Raw genomic sequence first — 17760 nt, 5'->3', positions numbered from 1 at the left:
TTACGAAAGCCAGGCTGCCGCGTCCGGCGGCAGCTGGCCGTTGGTCAACGCGACGCTTGACAACGTTGGCGTGGCGGGCAGGTCGATCGGCTCGCCCGACAGGTTGACGACGCAGGTGTGGTCGCCCCGCCGGAACGCCAGCACATCCTCGCCCAGGTCAAGCCACTCCAGGTCGCCGTCGATGCCGCGCCGCAGCGCGAACACCCGCCGGTACAGGCTGAGCATCGACTCAGGATCGTCCGCCTGGGCCGCGACCGAGTACTCCTGCCAGTTCTCCGGCTGGGGCAACCAGCTCGGACCGTCCTCAGTGGACCAGGGCAGTGGCACGCGGCAGCCGTCACGGCCCCGGTCGGTGAAGCCGGAGCGGTGCCACACCGGGTCCTCGCGCAGCTCGTCGGGCAGGTCCTCGACCTCCCAGAGGCCGAGCTCCTCGCCCTGGTAGACGTACACGCCACCGGGCAGCGCGGCCGTGAGCATGATCGCCGCACGGGCGCGGCGCGTGCCCAGTTCGAAGTCGGTCGGGGCGCCGTGCTGCCGGTCCGCGAACGAGAACCCCGTCTTCTCGCGGCCGTAGCGGGTCACGTGCCTCGTCACGTCGTGGTTCGACAGCACCCAGGTCGGTGGCGCGCCAACGGGTTCGTGCGCGGCGAGCGTGCTGTCGACGACCTTGCGCAGCTCGTCGGCGTTCCACGGGCAGCACAGGAAGTCGAAGTTGAACGCGCTGTGCATCTCGTCCTGCCGGAGGTACCTGGCGAACCGCACCGGGTCGGGCAGCCACATCTCGCCGACGAGGATGCGGTCGCCGTCGTACTCGTCGACGATCTCGCGCCACCTGCGGTAGATCTCGTGCACGCCGTCCTGGTCGGAGTACGGCAGGTCGGCGTCCGGTTTGCCGAAGTCCTTGACCAGGCCGTCGGCGACGTCGATGCGGAAGCCGTCGACGCCGCGGTCGAGCCAGAACCGCAGGATGTCCTCGAACTCGTCGTGCACGACCGGGTTCTCCCAGTTGAAGTCCGGCTGCTCGGCGGCGTAGAGGTGCAGGTACCAGCGGCCGTCCTCGAGCCTGCTCCACGCCGGGCCGCCGAACCGCGACTGCCAGTCGTTCGGGATCTCGTCGCCCTCACGGATGTGGAAGCGGTCCCACAGGCCGTCCTTGAACCACGGGTGCTGATCGCTGCAGTGGTTCGGGACGAGGTCGATGATGATCCGGATGCCGAGCCCGTGCGCGTCCGCGATGAGCTTCTCGGCGTCGGCGAGCGACCCGAACACCGGCTCGATGTCACGGTAGTCGGCCACGTCGTAACCGCCGTCGGCGAGCGGGCTCGGGTACCACGGGTTGAGCCAGATCGCATCGAAGCCGAGGCTCGCGATGTGCTGGAGGTTGGCGCGGAGACCGGCGATGTCGCCGATGCCGTCGCCGTTCCCGTCCGCGAAGCTGCGCAGGTAGACCTGGTAGATGGATGCGTTGCGCCACCAACTCATCTGGTGTCCTTTCAGCCTTTTACGCCGCCCGCGGTGAGCCCCGCGAGGATGTGCCGCTGGAACGCCAGGAACAGCGCCACCATCGGCAGGCTCGCCAGCACGAGTCCGGCGAGCAGGAGGTTGATCGGTGTGTCCGGGGCGAAGCGCTGCAACGCCACGCTGAGCGTCTGCTTCGCCGGATCGGGGAACACGAGCAGTGGCCAGATGAAGTCCTTCCAGGCCGCGACGACCGCGAAGATCGAGACGACGGCGAGGATGGGCCGGGAGATCGGCAGGACCACTCTGACCAGGGTCGTCCAGGTGCCCGCGCCGTCGATCCTGGCCGCCTCCAGCAGTTCCTCGGGGATCTGGTCGAAGAACCGCTTGAGCAGGTAGACGTTCAGCGCGTTCGCCGCGGCGGGCAACCAGATGCCCGCCGGGTTGTTGAGCAGGTCGAGGTCGACGAGCGTGAGGTAGACCGGGACCAGAATGGCCGTCGACGGCAGCATCAGCGTCGCCAGCATCAGGCCCATGATCACGTTGCCGAAGATCGGCCGGAGCTTGGACAGCGCGAAGGCCGCGGGCACGATCACGGCCATCTGCACGGCCCACGCGCCGATCGCGACGACGAACGTGTTGAGGAAGAACCGGCCGAGGTCCATGTAGTTCCAGGCGTCGACGTACGCGCCGGGTTCCCACGTCCGCGGCAGGATCGTCGGCGGTTGCTGCGCCAGTTCCGCCGGCGGCTTGAACGCGCCGAGCAGCACCCAGACCAGCGGGAGCAGGAACGCGGCGGTGAACAGGACCAGCGTGATCGTGAGCACGATCCAGTACGTCTTACCGGTTCCCCTGGTGAGAGTCCTCATGCGTCGGCCTTCCGGGTGAGCTTGAGGTAGAGGAAGGAGAAGACGCCCAGCACCGCGAAGAGGATCAGGCTCAGCGCGCTCGCGGTGCCGAAGTCGTTGTAGTAGAAGGCGTACCGGTAGAGCAGGAGCAGCACGGTGACCGTGGACTCCTCCGGGCCGCCGCCGGTCATGATGAACGGCTCGGTGAAGATCTGCATGGTCGCGACGACCTGCAGCAGCAGGAGCATCAGGATCACGAACTTGGTCTGCGGGATCGTGATGTGCCAGACCTTCTTGACGATCCCCGCGCCGTCCAGATCCGCGGCCTCGTACAGCTCACCGGGGATGGTCTGCAGCGCCGCCAGGTAGATCAGCGTCGCCGAGCCCATGTTCGCCCAGGTGATCACCAGGACGAGGCTGATCATGCTGGTGTCCGCGGAGTCGAGCCACTGGGACGTGGGCAGCCCGAGTCCTCTGAGGACGGAGTTGAACAGCCCGGGTCCCGGATCGTAGAACCACTTCCACAGCAGGGCCGTGACGACCGGCGGCAACATCACCGGCAGGTAGACCAGGAGGCGGAAGTATCCCTTGGCGTGCCGCAGCTCGTTGAGCACCACGGCGGTCAGGAACGGGACGCCGAAACCGATGAGCAGCGCCAGGACCGTGAAGTACAAGGTGTTGCGCCACGCCACCCCGAACAGCGGGTCCGCGAAGAGCCGCTCGAAGTTCTCCCAGCCCACCCAGTCGGGGCTCGTGACGAAGTTGACCTGCTGGAAGCTCAGGACCACCCCGCGCACGATGGGGTACCAGGAGAAGACCGCGAAGACGACCAGCGCGGCACTCAGGAAGCCGTACGCGGTGACGTGGCGCCGCACTTACCTCACCTGCGCCAGAACGGCGTTGACCTTGGTCTCCGCGTCCTTCAGCAGTGCCGCGTGGTCCGCGTCGGAGTTGGTCAGCGTCGCCTGGACGACGCTGTCGAGGATCGCGTAGACCTGCTGGGCCTGCGGCGGTTCGAGCGAGCCCTTGGTCTTCTCCGAACCGTCCACATAGGCCTGGAAGTTCCGCACCGGCATGGTGGCGTACTTGGCCTTCAGCTCTTCCTGCTGCTGGCGCGGCTCACCGGTCCAGATGTCGGCGATCGGCGGGATCGGCAGGCCGACGGGCTGACCGCGGTCCTTGTGCCTCTGCAGGTTGCCCTCGAGGCGGTCCGGGTTCAGGTACTTCCACTGGATCCACTTGAGACCGGCCTTGATCTTCTCCGGCGAGGCCTTCGGGTTGATCATGTACCCCTCGCCGCCGAGCAGGGTGCCCTGCCGGCCGGGGATCGCCGCCAGTCCGTAGTCGTCGTACTTGCCCTTGAACTGGTTGACGATCGCGGCGACGTTGTCCGGCGCGGCCAGGTACATGCCGAGCTGGCCCGCGCCCATCATGTTCTGCACGTCGCCGATCTCCAGGAGCTGCTTGTCGCCCATGGAGTTGTCGTCCCAGCGCATCTCCTTGAGCCTGCGCAGGACTTCCTTGCCCTTGTCGTTGTTGAAGTCGGCCTTGTAGGTGTCGCCGTCCTTGCGCGCGACGTCACCGCCGACGGACTTCATCCAGGTGGTGAAGTGCCAGCCGCCCTGGTTGCTCTTGCTGTACTCGGCGAACCCGGTGACACCGGCGTCCTTGAGCTTCTTGGCGGCGGCGCGGACCTCGTCCCACGTCTTCGGCGGCGAGTCCGGGTCCAGGCCGGCCTTGGTGAAGTTGGTGCGGCTGTAGAGCAGGCCCATCGTGTAGTTCGCGGTGGGCAGCCCGTAGACCTTGCCGTCGACCGTGAAGACGTCCTTGAGCTCCTGCTTGAGGTCGCCGTAGTGCGGCACGTCCTTGACGTAGTCCGTCAGGTCGGCGGCCTGTTTCCTGGCGATGAGCGCCGCGGGATCGGTGAAGTAGACGTAGAAGACGTCTTCCAGCTGGCCGCCGGCGAGCTTGGCGGAGAACGTCTTCGGGTCCATGAACCCCTCGTGCGGCACGAGGTCGATGTCCTGGTTCTGCTTCTCGAACTCCGCGACGTCCTCGTCGAAGACCTTGCGGTCGAACGCCTGGGTCTGTGGCGGCTGGCCGTTGATGTTGATGGTGACCTTGCCGCCGGGCTCGGTCGTGGAACCGCTCCCACAGCCGGCGACCAGGACACAGCCCAGCAGCACGGCAGCGGACTTCTTCATGGTGGGGCCGCCCTTCTCGCGAGCGCGTCGATGTGACGGCGACCATAAGTCGTCGTTACATCTGAACGCAATATCTAGACGAAAACTCGCAAGAAGCTGACTGCCCAGTTACCTCGCTGGAGCGCTGGACGCCCGCACCACCAGCTCGGGCTCGAACAGCAACTCGTCCGGCGCCACGGCGTTGCCGGAGATCTGGTTGGCCAGCAGCTCCACCGCCGCCCGCCCCATGGCCTCGATCGGCTGCCTGACCGTCGTCAATGGCGGATCAGTGCAGGTCATGAACGCGGAATCGTCGTACCCGATGATCGACACGTCCTTGGGCACGTCCAGCCCGGCCCTCCGGACGGCCCTTATCGCACCCAACGCCAGCGGGTCGCTCGCGCAGATGATCGCCGTGACCCCGCGCTGCACGAGCTTCGTCGCCGCCGCCTGTCCACCCTCGAGGCTGAACATCGCGTGCTCGACATCCGCCCCACCACACCGGGTGATGGCTTCGAGCTTCCGCTGGCTCGGCACGTGGTCCAGCGGCCCGAGCACGGCGCCGATCCGCTTGTGCCCGAGCGACGTGAGGTGCCCGTACGCCTGCTCCACCGCCACCGTGTCGTCACACGACACCCGCGGGAACGCCAGGTCGTCTATCGCGGCGTTGACCAGCACCGCAGGCAGTTTCCTGCTCATCATCTGCTGGTAGTGCCCGTGGCTGGCGTCCTTCTGCGCGTACAGCCCACCCGCGAACACGATGCCGCTGACGTGCTGTTCGAGGAGGAGCTCCAGGTACTCGGCCTCCGTCACCCCACCGGCCGTCCGGGTGCACAGCACGGGCGTGAAACCCCTTTGCGCCAGCGCGTTGCCCACGACGTCCGCGAACGCGGGGAAGATCGGGTTCTGCAACTCGGGCAGCACCAGCCCCACGAGCCGGGCCCGCTCGCCCCGCAGCTGCGTCGGCCGCTCGTAACCCAGCACGTCGAGCGCGGTGAGCACAGCGCTGCGCGTGGCGTCCGAGACACCCGGCTTGCCGTTCAGCACCCGGCTGACGGTGGCCTCGCTGACCCCGACCTTGGCCGCGACCTCGGCCAGCCTCCGTTGCGTCATGACGCAAGTGTACGCAATTTCTTGCGTCCATTTGCAAGCCACGCTCACCCTCTCGGCGGGCTGATCTCAGCCGCGCTGTTCCCGCCACAACAACGCCACCCCGTGCCCCGGCAACATCCACGACCGCACGTCCAGGTCCCTCAACTGGTCCGCCCGCAACCACTGCGCCGCCTCCGTCCCGGACCGGAACGTGAACGGCATGATGCGGAACTCGTGGCCGGGGGAGTGGTCGACGGCGAGCTCGGTCGCGTCGAAACTTATGGTGTCCACATAGGACGGATACGGTGACTGCCAGTACGCGAAGCCGTCGTTGGTGCGCTGCAACGATCGTGACGACACGGTGAGACCGAGGATGGCGCGCACAACGTGGTCGTCGGCGATGCCGCTGAGGTCGCATTCCAGGATGCGCAGGTCGCTCATGTGGTCCACCGGGCTGAGCTTCGGCAGCGGGGGCATGGCTTCGCGGAAGAACGTCAGGTAGTTCGACCACTGGTCGAAGCGGACCTCGACCGGCGGGATCTGGCTGGGCTCGGCCGAGCGGCTCTGGCCGTCGTGGTCGAGGTAGTCGATCGTGATCTTGGTCGAGTCGCGGATGTCGTCGACCGAGTCGAGGAACAGCGACGCGTCCGGCATGAAGTAGAGCTCGAACAGGGGGAAGCGGCACGCGGCGCTGATCGTGTCGCGCAGCGTGGCGTTGCTGGTGGCGAAGATGACGAACCGGTCGACCGGGACGCTGTGCCGGAACTGGTGGGTCTGCGTCGTGGTCAGGTGGTAGGTCTTGGTGTCCACGCCCTGCAGTTCGAGCCGGACCGTCGTGCGCGTGCTGATCGTCAGGTCGTCGCCCTTGGGGCGCATGCCGCTGCCGCCGAGGACGCCGGACACCACGTCGTCGTTCTGCTGCCCGGTGCCGTAGATCCTCGACAGGAACGTCCTGAGCACCTCGCTCGGCAGCAGGTGCTCGACGATGCCGGGGCCGGAGATGCGGCCGATCTCGTTCACCAGCCGCTGGTGCAGGAACAGTTCGTAGGTGCCCAGCAGGAAACCGGCCAGTGCCGGCAACGGCCAGAGCACGACCAGCACGTCGTGCGGCACGCTTCTCGACGTCGGTTGCCACAGCAGCACCGCGGTCAGGTCGGCCGCCGCGACGACCAGGAGCAGGATCGCGACGGCCAGCGCCTGTTTGTGCCTGCGCGCCGCCACCACCTGGTTGCCGCCCCCTCACTCCACCGGGTTGTCCATACATGGTGGGAGTGATGACGGATCAGCGCCAGACCCTTTCGGCCCGCGCCGTACCGGCACGGACTCAGCGGGACTTGCCCCAGATGGGGTTGTCTGACACCCCGACATAGGTGCCGAGGGTGGCGCGGGGCTGCGTGTCGTCGGTGGCCACGTCGTTGTACAGGCCGAGCAGGTGGGTGGTCATCGCGCTCTTGGCTCCCACCTCGTCGTGCCGGCGGAGGAACCAGATCACCTGCTCGTGCTCGTTCGCCGAACGGTTGTGCACCTCGCGGGACGGGTGCGCGTGCCGCTTGCAGTCCTGCAGGCCGGGCACGAGCGCCTGGTACATCTGCTCCAGCAGCTCGTTGTGCGACGCGCGCATCAGGGCCGAGTGGAACTCCTCGTCCGACTCGATCACCTCCTGCATGTCGTCGACGGGCGCGCGCTGGTAGCGGCGGTTCAGCTTGGCGAGCTCGTCCAGCTCACCGTCGCCGGCGCGCACCGCGGCCAGCGAGGCGGCGGTGGTCTCCAGGGCGATCCGCACTTCCAGCAGGTCGGTCTGGGAGAACTGCCGGGCGGCGAGCCTGCCCTCCAGGTGCTCCTCGACGGCGGCGAGGTCGGTGCGGCGGACGTACCAGCCGAGGCCGCGGCGGACCTCCACGATGCCCTGCAGCTGCAGCCGCTGCAGCGCGGTGCGCAGCGACGACCGCGCGACGTCCAGCTTGCGGGCCAGCTCCGGTTCGGTGGGGAGACGGTCGCCCGCCTTGAGGGTGCCGCCGATGATCTGCTCCCGGAGCTTCTGCTCGATGAGCTCCGGCAGTGGCCGTCGCGAATCAGGCGAGAGCGACCAGCTCTCGCCGAAATGGACGTCGTCGGCGGGCATTGGTCCAGCTTAGGCCTGTTGCCCGGCGGTTGCAACTTGTCTGGCAACCTGGCGACCGTTGACAGACAACCTACAACACGGGACCCTATGGGCAGGCGAGAAGCCCAGGACCGCCCACACCTGGGAGCCCTTGCTCGCCTAGTCGGGAGGGAACGAGATGTCCGCAGGGAGTGCACTCGGAATCGCCGCCGCCGTCGCTGTCGCCGTCACCGCGATCGGATGGCGCACCGTGCTCACGATGATCGCTGTCTCGGTGGTCGCGCTCGCCGTCGTCGGCTTCGTGAACGTGACCAGCATCATGTTCGGCTGATGAACCCATCCCGGTGCCCCGGCCGTGTCTCCGGCAGACGCGACCGGGGCACCGGCATTCGTCGGGGTATCCAATGTCGTGCAGGTCACTCTGTGCTCTAAAGTTGCGCGCCATCAGGCGCCGCCGACGTGGTGGGGCCCATGACTCCATGGCGTCGGGGGACGTGAGTAGGGGTCTTCGGTGACGGGTTCGCCCACCGTGAGTGCGCATGCGCTGCATGCGGCGCTGGTTACTGCGCCTGCTCTGGTGGACGAGAGACGCACCCTGTACCGGCTGGCGGCCGAGATGTTCGCTCCCGGAACCGAGTTGTCCGACAACCTCGCGGATCACCCGATCGTCCGATACGAGATCGGCAGGGCACTGGCCGGCCACGGTGGCCTGGATCCCGCGCGACTCGCTGAAGTCGCCGCGATGAGGGTTCGTGACGCCGGTCTGCTCGTGGCCGCGGACCCGGCGGCGGCCGAGGTGCTCGAGGCGCCGTTGCGCATCGTCGCTCCTCCCGGCACGCGCCCGCAGCCGCTGACCGAGGCGGACGGGGAGCGGTTCGAGGCCGCGCTGGCGATCGTGGACGAGGGCGTCGCGCTGCTGCGGAAGTTCGCACCGGACATGGCCGACGACCTCCTGGCCCACGTGTCCATGCTCGCCGTCCTCAAACGGGAGACGTCCGGCGGACTCGTCTCGGCGTCGTCACGGTACGTCCCCGGCATCGTCCTGATCGACGAACCCGTGCTGCCGATGGAGGTGGCGGAAGCACTGGTTCACGAAGGCGCGCATGAAAAGTTCTTCGACCTCGCCATCACAAAAGAATTTCTTGACGTGAGGGCTGAGGACGCGGATTATTTCGAGACTTCGTGGTCGCATGCACGATGGCCACTGGAACAGACGTTCGCGGCCTGGCACGCCTACAGCTGCCTCGCGCAGTTCAACGAATCAATCGGTACCGAACAACTCGGTGCCGACTCATTGCTGGCGAAAGCAAAAGAACGCGCCAGTGAGATCGGCGAGTGGTTGCTCGCGCATGAGGACGACCTGTGCGGGGACGCGCGCTGGCTCCTGCGTGCCTTGACTGGCTTCCCGGTCGACGTCGGCGGGGCTGCCGCGCAGTCCTCCGCGGGCGGTGTCACACTGTCCACTGAGGATTCAGAAGACCTCTGCTTCCACGTGCTCCCGGACGTGCGTTACAAGCGCGCTGCCTCAGGACGAGTGGTGGTGGGCAGGGCAGCACAACCGCCTCAGATGTTCTGGCTCGACGCCGATGCGAGCTGGACTCTGGACCAATGGCGTACCGATAGGGCGACGAAAACGTTCGGGTGGCTGCTCACCCGGGCTACCGAGGAATGGCAGGTCGGCTCCGCGATGGCGGCTGGGCGACTGAGAACCGCACTCGGTTCACTTCTTCGCACTTCGATCGTCGGGTCGCCCGAAGTACCTTAAATCGCCTCCCGAGAAGGAACAATGACCTCCCCGAACCAGCTTCCACGCCTGCCGCAGTTCCCGCAGAACGCCGGCATGCCTGTTGCTCACCCCGCGCCTGGAGTGGGCCCGGTGATCGGTCAGCCGGTCACTCCCGTTCAGTGGTTCCGGCGCATGCCGACCGGGGGAACGGTCTACGTGAAGCCCGCCCAGGGCCAGCAGAGCTGATCTTGTCGCACAGGAGGGGGCCGCGTCGCCGGCCCCCTCTTGCGTTCGGTCGTTTGGGGATGCGACCTCACAGAGTAGTAACAACTCGGCCACAAGGGCGCAGTTGATCGTCATCTCGACCGTTTGGGCGACGTCGATCGTCTTAGATCGCGACATCCCCGATCCCGTACGGAGTAACCCGATGCGCTTGACGCCCCTGAGAAGAGCCGGCCTGCTCGCTTCGGCCGCTGTGGCAGCCGTGGCCACGCTCGCCCTGGCAACCACCGCCGGCGCTCAGCCCGAAGTGCCGACCACGGACGACCCGCGCGCGACGCCGTTCCTCAAGAACGTCGACATCAACCACCCCGATGCCTGCACCGTCGGTGGGCTGACCGGGTCCACCGTTCACCCGAACGAGTTCACCTTCACCGGTGGTGACAACCAGCAGCACCTCGACATCACGGGTCTGCCCGAGGGCATCGAGATCACGGGCATCGTGGTCAAGGGCGGCGACAAGTTCAACGTCTACCTCGCTGACAAGCTCGGCGAGACGCTGCCGTGGGAGGACCTGCGTTCGCCGTTCAACAACGGCGGACAGCTCCCGCAGATCAGCCACTGGTACGGCTGTGGTGTCGAGGAGCAGACGACGACCACGACGACCACGACCACCACCACGACGACGTCCACGTCGACCGTGACGCACTCGTCGACCCCGACCACGACGTCGGGCACCACCACTGCGCCGTCGTCCTCCGAGCCGGTCGCGCCCACCACGACCACCACCGTCGCGCCCGCGCCGGTCGCGAACGAGGATGACCTGGCCTCGACCGGCTTCGGCTCCGCGTGGCTGCTCGGGCTCGGTGCGGCGCTCGTTGCCGCCGGTGCCGCCGTGATGCTCGTGATGCGCAGGCGTCGCGCCTAAGACCACTCCATGAGCACGCCCCACAGCGTGCCGAACATGGTTCGTGTCTCCACGTGGAACTCCACGTCTGAAGGAGCCGCTCCGCCGCCGTAGATCTCTACGGCGCGTGGGGCGGCTCCTTCGTCTGTGGAGCAGGCCACGTCCCAGGCGACCGGGCCCAGCCAGGCGTCCTCGAAGTCGTTCCAGACGGGGCCGGATGGCGTGAGCAGCAGGTTTCCCGGATGTGCGTCGCCGTGCAGGGGCTGGACGTCGTGGTAGTGGGCGGTCCAGCGGGTCAGCAGGGAGTCGCGCCAGGAGCGGAACCTGTCCAGGCCCGGCACACCCAGACCGTCCAGGTAGGTCAGGACGTGATCCACGTCGTCCAGGGGGCCGCGCGTGGGCAACGCGCCCTGGTAGTGCCTCAGTTCGGCGTGCAGGTCCGGCATGAGCTTGAGCACGTCCTCCCGCGGCAACCGCGCACCGGGCTCGTGGGGGACGTACGTGCTGAACGAGAGCACGAAGCCGTCGACGACATGAGGCCCGGCGGGGAGCTCGGCGGAAGGCGTCACGACCGGCACGCCGCGACCCGCCAGGAACGACGACATCGACAGGTCCCGGGCGAAGTGTGCGGCCACCGAAGGCCGCACCAGTGCGGTACGTGCGGCGATGCGGGCTACGACCGGGGCCGGGCGCAGGTGCACCAGCACGTTGCTGCCGGTCTTCAGCACGACAGGGTCGGTGGACACCACGCCGTGAGCTGCCGCGAGAGAGACTGCGGCGCGGCAGGCTGCTGAGGTGCTCACCCCCAGAAGGCTGGCATCAGCCCTGAGGGAGGAGCGACTCCATTTCCGCGATCTCCTTCTCCTGGTGGCTGACGACGTCCTGGGCGAGCTTGCGCGTCTCCGGGTCCGTGCCGGCGGACAGGTGCTTGCGCGCCATCTCCACGGCACCGCGGTGGTGCTGGATCATCAGCGACAGCCACTGGCGGTCGAACTCGGTGCCGTCGAGGTCGGCGAGGTTGCCCAGCTCGACCATGCCGTGCGAGCCGGAGTGGGTGTGCGAGGAGGCCTGGACGGGAGCGTTCCAGGACTTCAGCCAGCCGTTCATGCGGTCGATCTCGGGCTGCTGCGCCGCCGAGATGCGCTTGGCCAGGTCGATCACCTGGGGGTTCTCGGTGCGGGCGGCGACGAGCCCGGACATCTCCAGCGCCTGCTCGTGGTGCGGGACCATGCCCTGGGCGAAGGTGACGTCCGCCGAGTTGTGCGTGGCTGGGGAGCCGCAGGCGAACACCAGCAGGACGGAAGCGACAGCGAGCAATCGGAGCACGGCGGCAGGATACGTGTGACGTGCGCTACGCCGCTGGCCACCGGCCCTGGCCCACCCGAATGGAGCTGATCGGCTCCGTCTAATATCCGGTGAGTTTCCCGAACTACTGGTCCCACCAAGGCCTGGAGGTACCGTGACGGCCGTAGCCCCGCAGCCGATCGCAACGCGTCCTTATCCGACGCGCACCGCGGTCAAGGGGTCCTTCCTGCTGCGGATGTTCCGCACCACGGACCACAAGCAAATCGGCATCATGTACTTGGTCACGTCGTTCGCCTTCTTCATGGTCGGCGGCGCCATGGCCATGCTGATGCGGACCGAGCTGGCCCGGCCCGGCATGCAGTTCCTCAGCCAGGAGCAGTTCAACCAGCTCTTCACGATGCACGGCACCGTGATGCTGCTGCTGTACGCGACGCCGATCGTCTTCGGCTTCGCGAACTTCGTGCTCCCGCTGCAGATCGGCTCGCCCGACGTGGCGTTCCCGCGGCTCAACGCCTTCTCGTACTGGCTCTACCTCTTCGGTGGCCTGATCGTGATGGCGGGCTTCATCACCCCCGGTGGTGCCGCTGACTTCGGCTGGTTCGCGTACACGCCGCTGTCCAACGCCATCCACTCGCCCGGCGTCGGCGCCGACCTGTGGATCTCCGGCCTGGTGGTCGGTGGTCTCGGCACCATCCTCGGCGCGGTGAACATGATCACCACCGTGGTCTGCCTGCGCGCGCCCGGCATGACGATGTTCCGGATGCCGATCTTCACCTGGAACATCCTGGTGACGTCGGTGCTGGTGCTGCTCGCGTTCCCGATCCTCACCGCCGCGCTGCTCGGCCTGCTGGCCGACCGCCACCTCGGTGCCCACGTGTTCGACCCCGCCAACGGCGGCGTGATCCTGTGGCAGCACCTCTTCTGGTTCTTCGGTCACCCGGAGGTCTACATCGTCGCCTTGCCGTTCTTCGGCATCGTGTCGGAGATCTTCCCGGTGTTCAGCCGCAAGCCGATCTTCGGCTACAACGGCCTGGTCTACGCGACGCTCGGCATCGCGGCCCTGTCCGTCGCCGTGTGGGCGCACCACATGTACGCGACCGGCGCCGTGCTGCTGCCGTTCTTCGCCTTCATGACGTTCCTCATCGCGGTCCCGACCGGTGTGAAGTTCTTCAACTGGATCGGCACGATGTGGAAGGGGCAGCTGACGTTCGAGACGCCCATGCTGTTCAGCATCGGCTTCATCGTGACGTTCCTCTTCGGTGGTCTGTCCGGCATCCTGCTGGCCGCGCCCGCGATCGACTTCCACGTGTCCGACACGTACTTCGTCGTCGCGCACTTCCACTACGTGCTCTACGGCACGATCGTGTTCGCGACCTTCGCCGGTATCTACTTCTGGTTCCCGAAGATCACCGGCCGCTTCATGGACGAGCCGCTCGGCAAGCTGCACTTCTGGACGACGTTCCTCGGCTTCCACGCGACGTTCCTCGTCCAGCACTGGCTGGGCAACGAGGGCATGCCGCGCCGGTACGCCGACTACCTCGCGTCCGACGGCTTCACGACGCTGAACATGATCTCCACGATCGGTGCCTACATCCTGGGCGCGTCGACGCTGCCGTTCATCTGGAACATCTTCCGGAGCTACCGCTTCGGTGAGGTCGTGACGGTCGACGACCCGTGGGGCTACGGCAACTCGCTCGAATGGGCGACGTCGTCCCCGCCGCCGCGGCACAACTTCACCGAGCTGCCCCGGATCCGTTCGGAGCGTCCGGCCTTCGAGCTGCACTACCCGCACATGATCGAACGCATCCGGAACGAGGGTCACGTGACCTTCACCGGCAAGACGATCCAGCACAAGGACGCGAAGCCGGCGTTGTCCGAGATGGCGGGCGCCGCGATCCAGTCCGGTACGGCCTCCGAGAAGTCGGAGTCGGACCACAAGTAACCTGCACTTCACAGGTTCAACGACGAGCCCCGGCTGCTTCGCGCGGTCGGGGCTCGTCGCGTCCGACGAGGAGACGACGACGTGAAAACGCCCGTGCTGATCACCGTGACCGGTCCCGACAAGCCCGGTGTCTCCTCCGTGCTCTTCGCCGTGCTGACCAGGCACGGAGTCGAGGTGCTCGACGTGGAGCAGGTCGTCATCAGGGGCCGGCTGGTGCTCGGTGCGCTGGTTTCGACCGACCACGACCCCGAGGGCCTGCAGGAGGCCGTCGAACAGGCGATGGCCACCGTCTCGATGCACGTCGAGATCGAGATCGGCGCCGACTCGAAGCGGTCGGCACGCCTGGAGTCGTCGCACGTGCTGATCGTGCTGGGCCGCCCGGTCACCGCGAAGGCGTTCACCGAGGTGGCGCGCCGGCTCGCGTCGCTCGGCGTGAACATCGACGCGATCCGCGGCGTCGCCGACTACCCGGTCACCGGGCTCGAGCTGCGGGTTTCCGTCGCCGACGACACGCTCGAGAACGACGCCGAGCTGCGGTCCGCGCTCGCCGAGGTGTCGGTGCGGGGCGGGCTGGACATCGCGGTCGAACGCGCCGGCCTGACCCGCCGGGCCAAGCGCCTGGTCGTGTTCGACGTCGACTCCACGCTGATCCAGGGCGAGGTGATCGAGATGCTGGCCGCGCACGTCGGGTGCGAGGAGCAGGTGCGCGAGATCACCGAGGCCGCGATGCGCGGTGAGCTCGACTTCACCGAGTCGCTGCGCCGCCGGGTCGCGTTGCTGGAGGGCCTCGACGAGAAGGTGCTGGACGAGGTCGCGGCGTCGCTGGAGCTCACGGCCGGCGCGCGCACGACGATCCGCACGCTCAAGCGCCTCGGCTTCTACTGCGGTGTCGTGTCCGGCGGGTTCACGAAGGTGATCACGGGCCTCGCCGACGAGCTCCAGCTCGACTTCTGCGCCGCGAACACGCTGGAGGTCGTCGACGGCAAGCTGACCGGCAAGGTCGTCGGCGAGATCGTCGACCGGCCGGGCAAGGCCGTGGCGCTGCGCCGGTTCGCCGAGGAGGTCGGCGTGTCGCTGGCCCAGTGCGTGGCGGTCGGTGACGGCGCGAACGACATCGACATGCTGAACGCGGCCGGGCTGGGCATCGCGTTCAACGCGAAGCCGGCGCTGCGTGAGGTCGCCGACACCGCGCTGTCGCACCCGTTCCTGGACGCGGTGCTGTTCATCCTCGGCGTGACCAGGGCCGAGGTGGAGGCCGCGGACGCCGCGGACGGCCTGGAGCTGACCCGGCTGTGATGATTCTCGACCTGATCGCGTCCCGGAACTACGCGGAGGAGGCCGAGGTCCGCGCGATGCCGATGGTGTTGCGCATCGAACGCGTAGACCCGCCGTCCCGGACGGCGTTGCTGGAGGCCGCGGCCGCGTCGGCGGTCGCCGTGTGCCTCGACCCGCGCGCCGACGTCGGCGGGGAGTGGCACGAGGCGGTGCGGGCGTGGGTGGCCGGGCGGATCCGCAAGGTGTCGCGCCGGGCCCGTGGCGTGCAGTGGGAGGCCGTGCAGGAGCTGCCGGGCGTGACGGTCACCGTGGATGGCGCGTCGGTCCGGTCGCTGCTGCCCGTGCTGGTGTCCGAGACACCCCGCGAGGTCGCGAAGCTGCAGATCTCGGGCTCCGACCTGCCCCCTGACGAGCCGGGAGCGGTGCCCGAGGGCGCGCGGCTGCTGTACGTGAACCCGCGGGTGGAGATGTCGGCGGGCAAGCTCGCGGCCCAGGTGGGGCACGCGTCGATGCTGCTGGCGCCGCGCCTGTCCGAGGCCGAGCTCAAGGCGTGGGCGCTGCTGGACTACCGCTGTGCCGTGCGGACGCCGTCCGCCGCCGAGTGGGACTCGCTGATCCACCGCGACGACGTCGTGGCGGTGCGGGACGCGGGTTTCACGGAGGTCGAGCCGGGCACGACGACGGTGCTCGCCGTTTAGAAGCACGCGAATCGGGTAAATCCGCGTCTCGTGGGCCTACTCGACGTTCTCGACGCCCGGCTCGGAGACGGGCTGGAGAACATGCTGTGCTCCCACCACGCGCGCCGGCTGCGGCGGCTGGGGTGGGGCGAGGTGCTGGACGGAGACGGCGCGGGGTGGTTCACCCCGCGCCGCCGGTGCAGCACGGCAACAAGATCGAGGTCCTGGTCGACGGCGCCAACGCGTTCCCCGTGATCGCGAAGGCGATCGAGGGCGCGCAGAAGTACGTGCACATCGCGAACTGGCATGCCTCGCCGGACTTCCAGCTGACCCGGGAGCCGGGCGCTCCGCAGCTGCGTGAACTGCTTTCCGCTGCCGCGGAACGGATTCCGGTGCGCGTGCTGCTCTGGGCAGGCCCGCCCTTCCCGATGTTCGAGCCGACGCGCAAACGGGCGCTGGCGGCACAGAAGGCCTTCTTGGAGTGCGGCGCCGTCCGGTGCGAGCTGGACGCGCGCGAGCGAACGCTGCACTGCCACCACGAGAAGATCGTGATCGTCGACGATGTCGCGTTCGTCGGCGGCCTCGACATGACGGCCGTGGAGGGCGACCGCCACGACTCGCCCGGCCACCCGCCGCGCGACCTCGGCTGGCACGACCACGTGGCCAAGCTGGAAGGTCCCGTCGTCGCGGAGGTTGCCGCGCACTTCGCCGCGCGGTGGCTGGAGATCGCGGGGGAGACCCTGCCCGTTCCGCACGTGCCGCCCGAGGCGGGGTCGTCGTCGGTGCAGCTGGTGCGGACGATCCCGGAGAAGACCTACTCGTTCGCCCCGCACGGCGACTTCAGCCTGCTTGACTCCTACCTGCGCGCGCTGCGGGCGGCCGAGTCGCTGGTGTACCTGGAGAACCAGTTCCTGTGGTCGCCGGAGATCACCGAAGTGCTGCTGGAGAAGCTGAGCAGACCGCCGTCGCCGGAGTTCCGGATGGTGCTGGTGCTGCCGCAGAAACCCAGCAACGGCGCGGACACCACGCGCGGTCAGCTCGGCCGCCTGCTCGACGTCGACTCCGGCGGGCGGCTCGTCGCCGCGACGCTCGTCGCCCACGGCGACGCCCCGATCTACGTGCACGCCAAGCTGTCCATTGTGGACGACAAGTGGATGTCGATCGGGTCGGCGAACCTGAACGAGCACTCGCTGTTCAACGACACCGAGGTCAACGTCGTGACCGACGACGCGGAAGTGGTGCGGGCGACCCGGCTGCGGCTGTGGGCGGAACACCTGGAGAGTGACGTTTCGGGGCCCGCGCACGAGGTCGTGGACCAGATCTGGCACCCGGCCCTGAAGCGCCCGGCACGCGTGACGTCGCTGCCCGGTGTGTCCCGCCGGGCCGGAAGACTGCAAGGACCGTTACGCGGATTGCTGGTCGACGGCTGATCTCCGGGTCTAGCGTGGCGGCGTGGCCAACGAGGTGACGATCCCGCTGCTGCCGTGCGCGTCCATCGACGAGGTGGCCGAGTTCTACGTGATGCTCGGGTTCACGGTCACGTACCGGCAGTACCGGCCGAACGCGTACCTCTCGGTGCGGCGCGAGGAGATCAACCTCCACTTCTTCGGCATTCCTGGCTACGACCCGGCGCAGTCCTACAGCTCGTGCCTGATCCAGGTGGAGGACCCGCGGGAGCTGTACGAGGCGTTCGCCGTCGGCATGCGGGCGGTGTACGGGCAGGTGCTGCTCACGGGGATCCCGCGGATGACCCGGCCGCGCCGGGACGGGTTCCTGTTCGTCGATCCCGGTGGCAACTGGATCCGGGTGGTGCCCGCCGTGCGGGAGTCCGTGCGGTCGGACGGGCTGTCCAGGGCGTTGAGCAGCGCGGTGACGCTGGCCGGGTCGCACGGGGCCGAGCGGCAGGCGTTGAAGATCCTCGAAGGGGCGCTGGCGCGGGAGGTGCACGCCTCGGAGGAAGAGCGGGCGTCGGCGCTGGAGTTCCGCGAACAGCTACTTGAACGCCTTAATCTACATAGGTAGTCTTA

18 protein-coding genes are annotated in these 17760 nt (G+C 67.9%); 9 read left to right on the top strand and 9 right to left on the bottom strand.

The genetic code is table 11. The features are described 5' to 3' along the window. From ACRSBM_RS33320 to ACRSBM_RS33290, 7 genes are all read right to left on the bottom strand, one after another. The gene (locus ACRSBM_RS33320; RefSeq protein WP_434449669.1) at positions 1–1482 is read right to left on the bottom strand and encodes a glycoside hydrolase family 13 protein; all 1482 of its coding nucleotides are present in this window, start codon (positions 1480–1482) and stop codon (positions 1–3) included. Between the two features lie 11 nt (positions 1483–1493). Then, the gene (locus tag ACRSBM_RS33315; protein ID WP_434449666.1) at positions 1494–2327 is read right to left on the bottom strand and encodes a carbohydrate ABC transporter permease; all 834 of its coding nucleotides are present in this window, start codon (positions 2325–2327) and stop codon (positions 1494–1496) included. Next, on the bottom strand, positions 2324–3181 hold the full coding sequence (locus tag ACRSBM_RS33310) for a carbohydrate ABC transporter permease (RefSeq protein WP_434449664.1): 858 nt from the start codon (positions 3179–3181) through the stop codon (positions 2324–2326). The genes ACRSBM_RS33315 and ACRSBM_RS33310 overlap by 4 nt, the downstream gene beginning before the upstream one ends. Continuing rightward, entirely contained in the window at positions 3182–4510 is a 1329-nt protein-coding gene (locus ACRSBM_RS33305; protein ID WP_434449661.1) for an ABC transporter substrate-binding protein, read from the bottom strand. It lies immediately after the preceding gene. A 108-nt stretch (positions 4511–4618) separates the two neighbouring features. Continuing rightward, a complete protein-coding gene (locus ACRSBM_RS33300) occupies positions 4619–5602 on the bottom strand; it encodes a LacI family DNA-binding transcriptional regulator (protein ID WP_434449659.1) in 984 nt (327 codons plus the stop codon). A gap of 66 nt (positions 5603–5668) precedes the next feature. Beyond that, a complete protein-coding gene (locus ACRSBM_RS33295; protein WP_434449657.1) occupies positions 5669–6802 on the bottom strand; it encodes a hypothetical protein in 1134 nt (377 codons plus the stop codon). A 103-nt stretch (positions 6803–6905) separates the two neighbouring features. Beyond that, positions 6906–7703, bottom strand: coding sequence for a FadR/GntR family transcriptional regulator (locus ACRSBM_RS33290; RefSeq protein ID WP_434449655.1), 798 nt, complete (start codon positions 7701–7703; stop codon positions 6906–6908). A 157-nt stretch (positions 7704–7860) separates the two neighbouring features. Between ACRSBM_RS33290 and ACRSBM_RS33285 the strand changes: the two genes are divergently transcribed. The 4 genes from ACRSBM_RS33285 (at position 7861) to ACRSBM_RS33270 (ending at position 10555) form a co-directional block, all read left to right on the top strand. Continuing rightward, positions 7861–8013, top strand: coding sequence for a hypothetical protein (locus tag ACRSBM_RS33285; protein ID WP_170166570.1), 153 nt, complete (start codon positions 7861–7863; stop codon positions 8011–8013). Positions 8014–8451: 438 nt separating this feature from the next. Continuing rightward, complete coding sequence (locus ACRSBM_RS33280; RefSeq protein WP_434449653.1) at positions 8452–9447, top strand: aKG-HExxH-type peptide beta-hydroxylase; 996 nt, start codon at positions 8452–8454, stop codon at positions 9445–9447. A 21-nt stretch (positions 9448–9468) separates the two neighbouring features. Further along, the gene (locus tag ACRSBM_RS33275; protein ID WP_434449650.1) at positions 9469–9654 is read left to right on the top strand and encodes a hypothetical protein; all 186 of its coding nucleotides are present in this window, start codon (positions 9469–9471) and stop codon (positions 9652–9654) included. 181 nt (positions 9655–9835) lie between these two features. Next, entirely contained in the window at positions 9836–10555 is a 720-nt protein-coding gene (locus ACRSBM_RS33270) for an LPXTG cell wall anchor domain-containing protein (RefSeq protein ID WP_434449647.1), read from the top strand. Here ACRSBM_RS33270 and ACRSBM_RS33265 read toward each other — a convergent pair. Both ACRSBM_RS33265 and ACRSBM_RS33260 read right to left on the bottom strand, forming a co-directional pair. After that, complete coding sequence (locus tag ACRSBM_RS33265) at positions 10552–11337, bottom strand: phosphotransferase (RefSeq protein ID WP_434449644.1); 786 nt, start codon at positions 11335–11337, stop codon at positions 10552–10554. The genes ACRSBM_RS33270 and ACRSBM_RS33265 overlap by 4 nt on opposite strands. Positions 11338–11353: 16 nt before the next feature. Beyond that, the gene (locus ACRSBM_RS33260; protein WP_434449642.1) at positions 11354–11860 is read right to left on the bottom strand and encodes a DUF305 domain-containing protein; all 507 of its coding nucleotides are present in this window, start codon (positions 11858–11860) and stop codon (positions 11354–11356) included. A 133-nt stretch (positions 11861–11993) separates the two neighbouring features. On the opposite strand from ACRSBM_RS33260, the gene ctaD reads away from it, so the two are divergent. The 5 genes from ctaD to ACRSBM_RS33235 all read left to right on the top strand — a co-directional run bounded on the left by ctaD (position 11994) and on the right by ACRSBM_RS33235 (position 17755). After that, a complete protein-coding gene (ctaD, locus tag ACRSBM_RS33255) occupies positions 11994–13781 on the top strand; it encodes an aa3-type cytochrome oxidase subunit I (protein WP_434449639.1) in 1788 nt (595 codons plus the stop codon). Positions 13782–13862: 81 nt separating this feature from the next. Continuing rightward, a complete protein-coding gene (serB, locus tag ACRSBM_RS33250) occupies positions 13863–15077 on the top strand; it encodes a phosphoserine phosphatase SerB (RefSeq protein ID WP_434449636.1) in 1215 nt (404 codons plus the stop codon). Further along, complete coding sequence (locus ACRSBM_RS33245) at positions 15077–15754, top strand: peptidyl-tRNA hydrolase (RefSeq protein ID WP_434449633.1); 678 nt, start codon at positions 15077–15079, stop codon at positions 15752–15754. The genes serB and ACRSBM_RS33245 overlap by 1 nt, the downstream gene beginning before the upstream one ends. A gap of 155 nt (positions 15755–15909) precedes the next feature. Then, positions 15910–17163 (top strand): phospholipase D-like domain-containing protein, encoded by a 1254-nt coding sequence (locus tag ACRSBM_RS33240; protein ID WP_434449630.1) that lies wholly within the window; start codon positions 15910–15912, stop codon positions 17161–17163. Between the two features lie 22 nt (positions 17164–17185). Beyond that, complete coding sequence (locus ACRSBM_RS33235) at positions 17186–17755, top strand: bleomycin resistance protein (RefSeq protein WP_434449627.1); 570 nt, start codon at positions 17186–17188, stop codon at positions 17753–17755. Positions 17756–17760 lie beyond the last annotated feature (5 nt).

This window comes from Lentzea xerophila, assembly GCF_051094245.1.
Lineage (GTDB): Bacteria > Actinomycetota > Actinomycetes > Mycobacteriales > Pseudonocardiaceae > Lentzea > Lentzea xerophila.
Note: the sequence above shows the minus strand (reverse complement) of the source record. Positions and strands in the feature narration are given on the sequence as shown.